This is a genomic window from Streptomyces sp. MspMP-M5 (genome assembly GCF_000373585.1).
In the GTDB taxonomy this organism is placed as follows: Bacteria; Actinomycetota; Actinomycetes; order Streptomycetales; family Streptomycetaceae; genus Streptomyces.
The window spans coordinates 83,410-95,559 of the sequence record NZ_KB891878.1; the positions used below are offsets into that span (position 1 = coordinate 83,410).

The following is a 12,150-nucleotide window of genomic DNA, read 5'->3' on the forward strand; positions in this document are numbered from 1 at the left end:
CGGCCCGGCACTCCGCGCTCGCCGGTTCGGTACGCGGTTTCGACCTGCCGGCGGATCGGGTCAGGGGCCCTCGGACACACCCTAGACTGGGCGTTCCGGGGCAACGGGCTCCCCGGGGGACGGAGTGCGGCAGTGGTGAGGGGCATCGAGGGGAAGGCCGTGGTCGCCGACCCGTCCGCCGAGGTGCTGGCCGATGCGGCCGCGCTGTTCGGACTGCTGGCCTCGCCCCCACGGCTGCACATCGTCTGGGCCCTGGCCCAGGGCGAGAGCGACGTCAGCGGACTCGCCGAACGCGTCGGCGGCGCCCTGCCCGCCATCAGCCAGCACCTGTCCAAACTCAAGCTCGCCGGCCTGGTCCGCGCCCGCCGCGAGGGCCGCCGCGTGGTCTATTTCGTCGACGACCCGGACACCGTCGCGATGGTGCGGACCCTCGTCGTCCATCTCGCCGCCCACGGCGAGGGCGTGGCGCCGGCCCGCCTGCGTGAGCTCGGTGCCTGAGATCACCGCGGCGCCGGGGCCCGGAGCGGTGCCCCCGGACGCCGGAGCGGTGCGCGCGGACGCGACGGGGCCGGCGGACGGGCCCGGGGCGGTGGACCCGGCGGCACTGACGGCCCTGACGGCGATGCAGCTGATGCGGCGGCTGGACAGCGGGCCGCGCGGGCTGACGGAGGCGGAGGCCGAGGAGCGGCTGGCCCGCTTCGGTGAGAACACCGTGCCGTCGTGGCGTCCGGTGTCCTGGCCGCGGCGCTTCCTGGGCGCTCTGCGCGATCCGTTCACGACGGTACTGCTGTGCCTGGGACTGGTGTCGGCGGCGGTCGCGTCGTGGGGCACGGCGTTGGTGATCATGACGTTGGTGCTGGTCAGCTGTGCGCTGCGGTCCGGCGGTGAACACCAGGCCGGTAGGGCGATGGCGGCGCTGCGGGAGCTGGTGGCCACCACCGCGACGGTGCAGCGCCGGGCCGGCGCGGACGCGCGGCCGCGGCTGCGGGAGCTGCCGATCGACCAGTTGGTGGTCGGCGACGTGGTGCGGCTGGGCCCGGGGGACCTGGTCCCGGCCGATGTCCGGCTGTTGCGCGCCACCGGACTGACGGTGCATCAGGCGGCGTTGACCGGAGAGTCCGCGCCGGTGCCCAAGCAGGCGCTGGACGCCCCGCCCGGCGCGGCCCCGGACGCGTCCGAGCCGCCGCACCTGTGCTTCCAGGGCAGCAGCGTGGCGACCGGGAGCGGCACCGGCCTGGTGGTGGCGACCGGCGCGGACACCCGCTTCGCCGCCGCGTACCGCGGGCGGGCCCGGCGGCGCGGCGAGACCGCCTTCGACCGGTCGGTGCACGGCATCGCCTGGACGCTGATCCGCTTCATGCTGCTGACGCCGCCGCTGGTGCTGATGGCCAATGCCGCGCTGCGCGGACGGGGGCTGGAGACGCTGCCGTTCGCGGTGGCCGTGGCGGTGGGGCTGACGCCGGAGATGCTGCCGGTGATCGTGACCACCGCGCTGGCCCGGGGCGCCGCGCTGCTGGCCCGGACCAGCGGGGTGATCGTCAAGCGGCTGCCCGCGCTGCACGACCTCGGCGCGATCGACGTGCTGTGCCTGGACAAGACGGGCACCCTGACCCAGGACCGGCCGGTGGTGGTGCGGTCCACGGGACCGGACGGCGCACCCGACCCGGAAGTGCTGCACTGGGCGGCGGTGAACGCCTTCTGGACGATCGAGCTGGCCGAACTGCCGGTGCCGGACGCGCTGGACGAGGCGGTGCTGGCGGCCGCGGACGAGCAGGACACCGACCCGCTGGAGCACGAGGGGATCGCGGCGCTGCCGTTCGACCCGGCGGTGCGGATGTCCACGGCGGTGATCCGCCGCCCGGGGCGGCACGGCACCCACACCCTCGTCGTCAAAGGTGCGGTGGAGGACGTGCTGGCCCGGTGCGGGCGGCTGCGGTCCGGCGGGCACGAGAGCGTGCTGGACGAGGCGGCCAGGGAGCGGCTGCTGCGGTACGCCGCCGGGGAGGCGGACGGCGGTGTGCGGCTGCTGGCGGTGGCCCGCGGCGACCGCCGGCCCCGGCTCGGCGAGCACACCGACGCGGACGTGCGGGGCCTGACCTTCCTCGGCTTCGTGGCGCTCGGCGACGCGCTGGCGCCGTCGGCGGCGGACGCCCTGCGGGCGCTGGCCGAGCGCGAGGTGGCGGTGAAGGTGCTCACCGGCGACCACCCGGGCACCGCGGCGCGGGCCTGCCGGGACCTGGGGCTGGCGCCGGGCGAGGTGCTGACCGCCGACCGGCTGGCGGGGCTGGACGGGCCGGCGCTGGCCGAGGCGGTCGCCGGGGCGACGGTCGTGGCGCGCTGCACCGCGCAGGACAAGGCGCGGATCGTCGCGGCGCTGCGGGCGGCCGGGCACACCACCGGGTTCCTGGGCGACGGGGTCAACGACCTGCCGGCGCTGCACGCGGCGGACGTCGGGATCTGCCCGCGCGGCGCGGTGCCGGTGGCCCGGGAGGGCGCCGACGTGGTGCTGGCCGACAAGGACCTGACCGCCATCGAGCGGGCGATCACCACCGGCCGGAACGCCAGCGGCAGCATCGCCGCCTATCTGCGGATCACGCTGTCGTCCAACCTCGGCAATGTGATCGCGATGCTGGCGGCCGGGCTGCTGCTGCCGTTCCTGCCGATGCTTCCGGCGCAGGTCCTGGTGCAGAACCTCTGCTTCGACGCGGCGCAGCTCTCGCTCGCCCACGACCGGCCGGCCCGGGGCGCCGCGCGCCGGCCGGCGGTGCTGCGGCCGCGGGTCTTCCTGCGCTTCATCACTGCCTTCGGCCTGATCAACGCCGCGGCGGACCTGGCGACCTTCGGGGTGCTGGCGTTCGTCGCCCATGCCACGCCGGGGACGGACGTGCCGACGATGTTCCACGCCGGGTGGTTCACCGAGAACCTGCTCACCCAGGGGCTGGTGATGCTGCTGCTGCGTACGGGGCGGCGAACCGCGGAGGGGCGCGGGCTGGGGCCGGTCCCGCTGGCGGTGACCGGGCTGGCGGTGGTCGGTCTGCTGCTGCCGGTGTCGCCGCTGGCGCCGCTGCTGGCCATGTCGGCCCCGCCGGCGCTGTACTACCTGCTGCTCACGGTGGTGCTGACGCTCTACGGGGCGGCGCTGGCGTTCGCGCGGGCGCGGTACGCACGCCGGGAGAGCGGCGAGGGCGTGCCCCGCGGAGCGTCGGAACGCTCCGCGGAACACGCCCTCGTGGGTGGTCAGGACCGCTGACCGGGCGGGCGGCTCACCAGTCGCCGCCGTCGAACCCTCCGCCGTCGAAGCCGCCGCCGTCGCCGAAACCGCCGCCGAAGTCCGTGGGGTTGAAGTCGGCACCGGACTCGGTGCCGCCCTCGGGGCCGTTGAAGAACGACGGGGAGTCGGCGTACGCGGACGGGGCGCTGAGCACCGAGCCGAGCAGGGTCCCGGCGACCATGGCGGTGAGCACGCTGCCGCCGCCGAAGTAGCCGCCGGCCCACGGGGAGTAGGCCGGTCCGGCGTTCCAGTAGGGCTGCGGGCCGCCCGCGGTCCGGACGGTGCGGGTCATCGGCTCCAGGCCGTCGGCCACGCGGGTGGCGTCGGCGGCGCACGCCGGGACCGGGCGCGGGGCGCCGCCGGGCGGGGCCCACTGCACGTCGGTGGTGGAGGGGCCGTGCCGCGGGTCGAAGAAGCAGGGCAGCCGGCGCTCGGGGAGCGGGGCGCCGGTGCGGCGGGCGGCCAGGGTGGCCAGCGCGAACCGGCCGTCCTGAAGGGCCTCGGTCACCGGGCGGACGTCCTCGGGGCGGCGGGCCTCGGCCATCCGCGTCTTGGCGAGGTCGTAGGAGTCCAGGGCGCTGGTGTAGTCGGTGCGCATGGCGTCGGTGGCGCCGGGCTCGGACGGGCGGAAGTCGAGCCGGTCGAGTTCCTCGCCGAAGGCGGTGATGTCCTCGTCGACGACCACCCGCAGCGCCTCCAGCTCGGCGCGCTCGCGCTCCTCGCGCTGCTTCTTGGCCCGGCGGAAGAGGGCGTAGCCGCCCACGCCGCCGGCCACCACCACGGCGCCGCCGATCAGCAGCCCGGTGGCGGAGCCGCCGCCGTCGCCACCGCCGTCGGCCCAGGAGGCGGGGGCCTCACCGCGGGCCTGCGCGGCGGCCTGCCGGGCGAAGTCGGTGACCATGCCCTTGGCGTCGCCGGGGTGGGAGTCCTTGGCGGCGGTTTTGAGGTTGATGACGGCGTTGTGGGCGAGGACCTGTCGGTCGGCGCCGGCGTTGAAGCCGTTGGCGCCGAGGTGGACGACGTAGACGCCGGTGATGCCGACCTTGGCGCGCAGGACGCGCATCAGGGTTGCCTGGGGGAATTCGGGGGTGTCCGGCAGGACGGCGACGAAGACCGGCTTGTCGGCGTCGCGTATCTTCCGCGCCAGGGCGTCGCGGTCGGCGTCCGGGAGCTGGTCGCGGACCCGCGGGTCGACGTACACCGGGCTCTTCTTGAGTGCCTCGGCGACGGTGTCCAGGCCGCTGCCGGCGGCGTGCGCGGGCTGCGGCAGGACGGCCGCCCCGACGAGCAGCACCACGGCCGCCAGCAGGAAGCCGGTCAGCAGTCGGGGCAGAGCGCCGGGGAGAACTCTCGGCAGTGCGCCGGGCGAGGGCCGGCGAAGGGCTGACATGGGACTGGTCTCCTCAACTTCATGGTGATATGCGGGACATGGCGGAAAAGTGACGCATCGGTGCCGGTGACCGCCGCGGAGGCGCTGCGCCGGGCTCTGACCCATTTGGCACGCCCTTAACCGTACGAGAGATCGGAGCAGGGGTCGTCGGCGGCGGAGCGTGCGGCACCGGCCGGGCGGTCCGCCGGGGCGCCGGCGCCGAGCGCGGGCCCGTCGGCGTAGTCCCGGCCGATGATGAGCGTGACGCCGGGGGCGGCGGCCTGCTGGAGGACCGCGCCGGGGAAGTAGCGGGCGACCGTCCGGGCCGGGGCCTGCTGCCCGGCGCCGTAGGCGATGACGGTGGCGGTGTGCTGCTGGGCGGCGGCGGTGTCGGTGCGGGTGACGTGGAAGCCGGCCGCCCGCAGTTCGGCGGCGGCGTGTGCGGCGAGCCCGGGGACGGTGGTGCCGTTGTAGACCGCGATGCCGACGCCGCCGGTGGACGGCGGGGCCTGCGGCGCCGGGGCGGGGAGCCCGGCCTTGCCCTCGTCCGCCGCGCCGGGCCGGGCGGCGGCGCCGTCCACGGGGCGGTCGGCGCGCAGTTCGGTCCACAGCCGGTCGGCGTCCGGGTGGACGACCGCGACCCGGGCGCCCTGGTAGCGCCAGGGCAGGGTCAGGAACTTGGTGTTGTGCAGATCGACGTCCTTCATCGACAGCGCGAAGGCGAGGAGGCGGTCCGCCGAGCCCAGTCCGGGGTCGACGGTCATCGCGGCGGTGGCCGCCCGGGCCAGCGGGAGCAGCGCGGAGGGGTTCATGCCCCGGGCCCTGACCTTCTTGATGAGCGCGGCGGTGAACGCCTGCTGGCGCTTGATCCGGCCGATGTCCGAACCGTCCCCGAGGCCGTGCCGCAGGCGGACGTAGTCCAGCGCCCGCTGCCCGGAGACGGTCTGCGGGCCCCGGGGGAAGACCAGGCGGCCGCGGGCTCCCCGGTGCGGGTCGAGGTCGCCTTCGTAGATGTCCTGCGGCAGGCAGACGGGCACCCCGCCGACCGCGGTGGTGAGCGTGGCGAAGCCGGCGAAGTCGACGACGACGGTGTGGTCCACCCGCAGTCCGGTCAGCCGCTCCACGGTGTTCTGGGTGCAGGCGGGGTTGCCGCCGGCCGTGCGGCCCACGGTGAAGGCGGAGTTGAACATGGCGGCGGGCTGCCGCGGGGTCCACCGGCCGTCGGGCAGCCGGCAGGGCGGGATCTCCACGAGGGCGTCCCGGGGGAAGGAGACCGCGAGGGCGTGCCGGCCGTCGCCGTGGACGTGCAGCAGGAAGGCGGTGTCGGAGCGGCCCACGTCGCCCTCGCCGCCGCCGAGCCGGCGGTTGCCGCCGGCGCGCGAGTCGGAGCCGATGACCAGGACGTTGGTGCCGCCGCCGGCGGCGGGCCGGTCGTGGCTGAGGCCGTCCTCGCCGAAGGTGGTGATGTCGCCGTTGAGCCGGAGGTAGAGCCAGCCGGCCCCGGCGACCAGCAGCACCAGGGCCGAGACGAGTGCCGCGGCCGTCGCCCGGACCCCGCCGGCCCGGCGCGCCCCTTCCTCGGCGGGTCCGTCCCCGCCGTCGTGTGCGGCGCCTGCGGTGTCGCTGCGTGTCACGTGTGCACCCTCGTCCGTGCGCTCCCCTGACGGCGGAGGGATCTCCCGCGCACAGGGTTATACAGTTGCGCAATGTAGCAAGTGATATTCACGGCCCGGTCTCCGCGACCGCGGCCGTGAATTCCGACCGTGGTGACAACGAGAGAAGGGTGGCAGCGATGCTGCGCAACGGACTGGAACCCTGGCATCTGCTGATCGTGGCACTCGTGGTGATTCTCCTGTTCGGCTCCAAGAAGCTGCCGGACACCGCCCGCGCGCTGGGCAAGTCGCTGCGCATCCTCAAGAGCGAGGCCAAGGCGATGAAGGGCGACGACGCAACGCCGCCCACCACCACCTACACCGCGGGGCAGCAGGAGCCGGCGCAGGCACCGGCGGAGCCGCCGCGCACGATCCACGCGGCACCCGGCGGCGTCAACTCCGGACATCCGTCCGCAGTCCGTACGGACCAGGAGACCGGCCCGGGCGCCGCGCACTGAGCCGCCCGCGCGTCCGGGCGGCGCGCCACGCCCGGACTGCACCGCGCCCACCCCACCCATGAACAACACTTTAGGGATTGCGCAATAAGGGAACCATCAAGAAGCGCGCGGCGTTGCCCGGAGGGCGGCCCGATCCGGCCACCGTCCGACGGCGCGGCCGCGCACCGGGCCGTCGGGCAACCTTGACTCTCAACCCATCGGGGAAGACACGTGCACCAGAACGACCGCTTACAGGCACCGGACACCGCCGCCTTCGAGCGCACCGTGGACCAGGCCCTGAGCTCCCCGGAGATCAGGGCGGCGCTGGCGCGGACGGCCGGGCCGTTCACCGCCGAGCAGTTGCGCAGCGCGGCGCTTCGGGCACGCGACGCCCTCGCCGCCACGGCGGCCGCCGAACACCGCGAACTGGCCCGGCTGCGCGCCGCCGCGGCCGACGGCACACTGCCGGTGCCCCGGCGCGCCGGGACGGCGTCCCGCAGCGGCGGGGTGCTGCCCGCGCTGGGCGTGCTGGTGCCGGGCCTGGCCGCCATCGCGGCGACCGTCTTCCTCGTCATCGGCTTCGGATTGCGGGCGGTGGCCGAGCCGTCCCGGCTGGCGGACGAGCTGGTCACGGCGGGCTGGACGTCCGCCGCGGTCGCCTGCATCGCCGGCCTGGCGGGGCTGGGCTGGCTGCTGGTGGCGGCCTCGCGCAACCGCGCGGCCGGCGCCGGCTCCCCCGCCGAGGCCGCCCCGGAGGTCGTGCGGGCCCACGAAGCCTGGCAACTGGCCCTGCTGGAGCGGGGGATCATGCCGTTCCTGCTGGGCCGGCTCGATGCCGCGGCGGACGCGGAGGACACCGTGCGGCCCGCGCTGCCCCGGCCGGCCGGGGCCGGGGCGGCCGGCGGCACGGGCCCGGCCCGTCCGGCACCCGACGACGATCCCGGCTTCGGCTCCCCGGACTTCAGCAGCCCGGACTTCGGCCGGCCGGGCTTCTCCGGGCCGACGGCACCCGGTGCGCCCTGACCCGCGCCGCCAGGAGAGGACTCCCCCGGCGGCGCGGGCGGCGCCGGCTCACAGATGCGCGGCGATGGCCGGCATCAGGTCCTCGAACGTGCGGCCCTGGGTGGGCGTACCGAGGGCCGCCATCTCCCAACCGCCGCCCGACCGGAAGACCTTGGCCATGATCTGGGCGGTGTGCGAACCGCCGGCGGAGAGGGTGTAGCGGGCCAGCTCCTGGCCGTTGGTCTCGTCCAGCAGGCGGCAGAAGGCGTTCTCCACCTCCTGGAAGGTCTGCCCGGTGAAGGAGTTGACGGTGAAGAAGATCTGGTCGACGTGGACCGGCACCCGCGACAGGTCGACCAGGATCGACTCGTCGTCACCGCCCTGACCCGCGCCGCCGACGAGATTGTCGCCGGTGTGCCGCACCGAGCCGTCGTCGCTGACCAGGTGGTTGAAGAAGACGACGTCGACGGGCTGCTGGCCGGCGAAGAGCACCGCCGAGGCGTCGAGGTCGATCTCCCGGGCGGTGAGCCGGGCGAGAAAGCCCTTGCGGCGCGCGGCCTGCCAGCCCAGGCCCATCCGGACCACGCTCAGTGCGCCGCCGTCGGCCTTGCTCAGGCTGACCTTCTGGCCCTTGCTCAAATTCACACTCATCTGATTCCCCATATGTCGGTCTCCACTGGAAACGGATGCGCCGGCACGGCAGTTCCGGCTTCGGCCGGCAAATCCCGCGCCGCCTCGCGGACAGAGCCGACATACCGGGACGGACGTCGCTGCCGGGCGCCCGCTCAGTCCCGGGAGTTGCCGAACAGCAGCCGGTAGACGATGAGCAGGACCAGGGCGCCGGCGACGGCCGAGACCCAGGTGGCGAGGTCGAAGAAGTTGTGCGCGATCGGGCGGTGCAGGAACTTCGCCGACAGCCAGCCGCCGATGAACGACCCGGCGATACCGATGAGCGTGGTGCCCACCAGTCCGCCCGGATCGCGCCCGGGAAGCAGGAACTTGGCTATCGCCCCGGCCAGGAGCCCGAGCACGATCCAGCTGATGATGCCCACGGGACATCCTTTCCTCGGTCGTTGGGTACGGCTGTCGTCGCCCACGGCGGCCGCCGTGCGGGACCTCGTCCTCCAAGGACGCGCCGGTGACGACCACCGTTGCGTACGGACCGAAAATCTACATCACTGTAGAAGTTGATGGTCCGCGCACCAGCCAGGCCGGCCGGGGCAGCGTTTGCCCCGGTGACGGGCGGGCGGGACGCTGGGGACATGGCACGCGCCGGGCACCCGGAGACGCTCTCCGGGTGGGCCGTCGAGCGGCCGGGGCCGGTCGCCTCGGGGCCGCTCGCGGCGGTGCGCCGGCCCGTTCCGGAGCCGGGCCCCGGGGACCTGCTGGTGAGTGTGGAGGCTTGCGGTGTCTGTCGTACGGATCTGCATCTCGCTGAGGGTGATCTTCCACCGCACCGGCCGGCGACCGTACCGGGACACGAGATCGTGGGCCGGGTGGCTGCCGCGGGTGCGGCGGTGACGGAGTTCCGGACCGGCGACCGGGTCGGCGGGGCCTGGCTGCGGGCCACCTGCGGGGAGTGCCGGTACTGCCGGGCCGGGGCCGAGAACCTCTGCCCCGCCTCGCGGTACACCGGATGGGACGCGGACGGCGGGTTCGCGGACCTGACGCTGCTGCCGGCGGACTACGCCTATCCCCTGCCGGAAGAGGCGGACCCGGAGACGCTGGCCCCCCTGCTGTGCGCCGGGATCATCGGCTACCGGGCGCTGCGCCGGTGCGCCCTGCCCCCGGGCGGGCGGCTCGGCCTCTACGGCTTCGGGGGTTCGGCACATCTGGCGGCGCAGGTCGCGGTGGCCGAAGGGGCCCGGGTGCATGTGCTGACCCGGTCCGCGCGGGCCCGTGAACTGGCGCGCGAGCTGGGCGCGGTGTCCGCCGGCGGCGCCCACGACCGCCCGCCGGAACCGCTCGACTCCGCGATCCTCTTCGCGCCGGTGGGCGAGCTGGTGCCGGTGGCGCTGGCGGCGCTGGACCGGTCGGGGACGCTCGCCGTCGCCGGCATCCACCTCACCGACATCCCGCCGCTCACCTACGAGGAGCACCTCTTCTACGAACGGAGCCTGTGCAGCGTGACGGCGAACACCCGGCGCGACGGACGGGAGTTCCTGGCGGCCGCGGCACGGATCGGTATCCGGGTCACGACCACGCCGTATCCGCTCGGCCGGGCGCCCGAGGCGCTCGCCGACCTGGCGGGCGACCGGGTCCGGGGGGCGGCCGTGCTGCTGCCCGACCCGGACTTCAGCCCGTCGTGAGATAGGCCGCGACGAGGTCGGCGGGGGCCGCCTGCTTCCAGGAGTCGAGCAGGATGTCGCGCAGCTCGTCGACGTCGTCCAGGGCGGCCAGGCGCACCCGGACCCAGTTCGAACCGGCCTCGTGGGGCGGCACCCAGAACTTCTCCGGCTCCGCCGCGATCAGCTCGCCGCGCTCGTGCATGGGGCACCGCACGGCGAACGAGGTCTCGTCGTCGGGCACGGTGAGGAACATCTTCCCGGCGACCCGGAAGGTGGGCATGCCCCACGCCTGCTTCTCCGCGGTCTGCGGGAGGGCGAGCGCGATACGGCGGACGTCGTCGGAGTCCGGCACCGGGCCGGAGCCGGAAGGGGTCGTGGTCACGTCACCAGGGTACGGCGCGGACGATCATCTCCCGATCGCCGCCCGGACGGCCCCGGCCACCGGGCTCCGGCACAGGCCGCCGCGGCTCACCACGGGGACGGGGCGTAGTCCTTGAGGAAGCAGCCGTAGAGGTCCTCGCCCTGTTCGCCGCGGACGATCGGGTCGTAGACCCGGGCCGCGCCGTCCACCAGGTCGAGCGGGGCGTGGAAGCCCTCGTCGGCCAGCCGCATCTTCTCCGGGTGCGGGCGCTCGTCGGTGATCCAGCCGGTGTCGACCGCGGTCATCAGGATGCCGTCGGTCTCCAGCATCTCCCGGGCGCTGGTGCGGGTGAGCATGTTGAGCGCGGCCTTGGCCATGTTGGTGTGCGGGTGGCCGGGGCCCTTGTAGCCGCGGCTGAACTGGCCCTCCATCGCGGAGACGTTGACCACGTACTTGCGCCGGGCCGGTGAGCCGGCCAGTGCCGGGCGCAACTTGCTGACCAGCAGGAACGGCGCGGTCATATTGCAGAGCTGGACCTCCAGCAGCTCGACCGGGTCGACCTCGTCCACCTTGTGGATCCAGCTGTTGGTCGCGTGCAGATCGGGCACCAGCCCGCCGGCGTCGATCGCGGTACCCGCCTCGATCCGGGCGGGCGAGGCGGAGCCGCTGGTCAGGGCCAGGGCGGTGAGGTGCTCGGCGGTCAGCCCGGCCGGCCCGCCGGGCACCGCGGCGGGCAGCGCGGGCGTGCCGCTGCCGAAGTGGCCGAGGACGACGGACGCGGGCAGCTCACCGGCCGGCAGCGGCGCGGACTCGGCCTCCACCAGCTTGGCGTACGCCTCGGGCGAGCGGCGGACGGTCTGCGCGGCGTTGTTGATCAGGATGTCCAGCGGGCCCTCGGCGCTGACCGTCTCGGCGAGCGAGAGGACCTGCGCGGGGTCGCGGAGGTCGATCCCGACGATCTTCAGCCGGTGCAGCCACTCCGCGCTGTCCGGCATCGCCGTGAAGCGCCGGATCGCGTCGTTGGGAAAGCGGGTGGTGATGGTGGTGTGCGCGCCGTCCCGCAGCAGCCGGAGCGCGATGTACATGCCGATCTTGGCGCGGCCGCCGGTGAGCAGCGCCCGCCGCCCCGTGAGGTCGGTGCGGGCCTCCCGGCGCGCCCGGTTCTCCGCGGCGCAGGAGGGGCACAGCTGGTGGTAGAACGCGTCGACCTCGACGTAGCGGTCCTTGCAGACGTAGCAGGAGCGGGGCCGCTCCAGGATGCCGGCGACCTCGCCGGTCACCGAAGTGGTCAGGGCGCGGCCCATGGTCTCGTCGTCGATCCGGTCGGCGGCACCGGTGGCGGTGGCCTCGGTGACGGCCTTGTCGTGGGCGGTCTTGGCGGCCCGGCGCTCCTGCCGGCGGCGGCGCTTGACCTCACGGAAGATGCCGGCGGTGGCCCGACGTATGGTGATCGCGTCGGGGTGGTCCACCGGCAGCTCGTCCAGCTCTTCGAGGACGCTCAGGCAGATCGCCATCCGCCGGGCGTCGATTCCGGCGCCCTCGGCCCGGCCTTCTTCGGTCACCGTCATCGCCGCTGCCGCTTTCCTGGATCGTTCGGTCTCTCCAGGCCGGGCGTTCCGCTGTCGGGACCCTCGGGACTGCCTGTTCGAGCTTCGGCGGAACTGTACGTAGCGGCGGGCGGCTACGCCAAACCGGCGACGGCGACGGGGCGGTGACCGGACGGGCGGGGTGGGTCGGCCGGGCGCTCCGGCACCCACGGAACCGTCGCGG

At 74.8% G+C, this 12,150-nt stretch carries 11 protein-coding genes; 5 read left to right on the plus strand and 6 right to left on the minus strand.

The window, feature by feature from the left end:
* The first annotated feature begins 132 nt into the window (after positions 1-132).
* Both B073_RS46290 and mgtA read left to right on the plus strand, forming a co-directional pair.
* Positions 133-498 (plus strand): metalloregulator ArsR/SmtB family transcription factor, encoded by a 366-nt coding sequence (locus B073_RS46290; protein WP_018537677.1) that lies wholly within the window; start codon positions 133-135, stop codon positions 496-498.
* Positions 482-3,250, plus strand: a complete 2,769-nt coding sequence (gene mgtA, locus B073_RS39440) for a magnesium-translocating P-type ATPase (protein WP_234025025.1) — start codon at positions 482-484, stop codon at positions 3,248-3,250. Before B073_RS46290 ends, mgtA begins: the two co-directional genes overlap by 17 nt.
* 13 nt (positions 3,251-3,263) lie before the next feature.
* On the opposite strand, the gene B073_RS0108595 is transcribed toward mgtA, so the two are convergent.
* The gene (locus tag B073_RS0108595) at positions 3,264-4,661 is read right to left on the minus strand and encodes a hypothetical protein (RefSeq protein ID WP_018537679.1); all 1,398 of its coding nucleotides are present in this window, start codon (positions 4,659-4,661) and stop codon (positions 3,264-3,266) included.
* 116 nt (positions 4,662-4,777) lie between these two features.
* A complete protein-coding gene (locus tag B073_RS0108600; protein ID WP_018537680.1) occupies positions 4,778-6,274 on the minus strand; it encodes an LCP family protein in 1,497 nt (498 codons plus the stop codon).
* A gap of 158 nt (positions 6,275-6,432) precedes the next feature.
* Between B073_RS0108600 and tatA the strand changes: the two genes are divergently transcribed.
* A complete protein-coding gene (gene tatA / locus B073_RS0108605) occupies positions 6,433-6,750 on the plus strand; it encodes a Sec-independent protein translocase subunit TatA (RefSeq protein ID WP_018537681.1) in 318 nt (105 codons plus the stop codon).
* 210 nt (positions 6,751-6,960) lie between these two features.
* Positions 6,961-7,752 (plus strand): hypothetical protein, encoded by a 792-nt coding sequence (locus B073_RS0108610; RefSeq protein ID WP_018537682.1) that lies wholly within the window; start codon positions 6,961-6,963, stop codon positions 7,750-7,752.
* Between the two features lie 48 nt (positions 7,753-7,800).
* Here B073_RS0108610 and B073_RS0108615 read toward each other — a convergent pair whose 3' ends face one another.
* Together B073_RS0108615 and B073_RS0108620 are read right to left on the minus strand one after the other, a co-directional pair.
* On the minus strand, positions 7,801-8,382 hold the full coding sequence (locus tag B073_RS0108615) for a TerD family protein (protein ID WP_026247198.1): 582 nt from the start codon (positions 8,380-8,382) through the stop codon (positions 7,801-7,803).
* Between the two features lie 134 nt (positions 8,383-8,516).
* Positions 8,517-8,783: a GlsB/YeaQ/YmgE family stress response membrane protein gene (locus B073_RS0108620; protein ID WP_018537684.1), complete on the minus strand. Its 267-nt coding sequence runs from the start codon at positions 8,781-8,783 to the stop codon at positions 8,517-8,519.
* A gap of 210 nt (positions 8,784-8,993) precedes the next feature.
* Between B073_RS0108620 and B073_RS0108625 the strand changes: the two genes are divergently transcribed.
* Positions 8,994-10,040, plus strand: coding sequence for a zinc-binding alcohol dehydrogenase family protein (locus tag B073_RS0108625; RefSeq protein WP_018537685.1), 1,047 nt, complete (start codon positions 8,994-8,996; stop codon positions 10,038-10,040).
* Here the strand turns inward: B073_RS0108625 and B073_RS0108630 are convergent.
* The gene (locus B073_RS0108630) at positions 10,027-10,401 is read right to left on the minus strand and encodes an MmcQ/YjbR family DNA-binding protein (RefSeq protein WP_018537686.1); all 375 of its coding nucleotides are present in this window, start codon (positions 10,399-10,401) and stop codon (positions 10,027-10,029) included. The genes B073_RS0108625 and B073_RS0108630 overlap by 14 nt on opposite strands.
* Positions 10,402-10,487: 86 nt before the next feature.
* Positions 10,488-11,948 carry an SDR family oxidoreductase gene (locus B073_RS0108635; RefSeq protein WP_018537687.1) on the minus strand — a complete coding sequence of 487 codons (1,461 nt, stop codon included), beginning with the start codon at positions 11,946-11,948 and terminating at the stop codon, positions 10,488-10,490.
* Positions 11,949-12,150: the final 202 nt, after the last annotated feature.

Excerpts from the sequence above, each read along its gene's own strand:
- B073_RS0108595 (WP_018537679.1), bottom strand. The coding sequence starts at position 4,661 with ATGTCAGCCCTTCGCCGGCCCTCGCCCGGCGCACTGCCGAGAGTTCTC.
- tatA (WP_018537681.1), top strand. The coding sequence starts at position 6,433 with ATGCTGCGCAACGGACTGGAACCCTGGCATCTGCTGATCGTGGCACTC.
- B073_RS0108615 (WP_026247198.1), bottom strand. The coding sequence starts at position 8,382 with ATGAGTGTGAATTTGAGCAAGGGCCAGAAGGTCAGCCTGAGCAAGGCC.
- B073_RS0108625 (WP_018537685.1), top strand. The coding sequence starts at position 8,994 with ATGGCACGCGCCGGGCACCCGGAGACGCTCTCCGGGTGGGCCGTCGAG.
- B073_RS0108635 (WP_018537687.1), bottom strand. The coding sequence starts at position 11,948 with ATGACGGTGACCGAAGAAGGCCGGGCCGAGGGCGCCGGAATCGACGCC.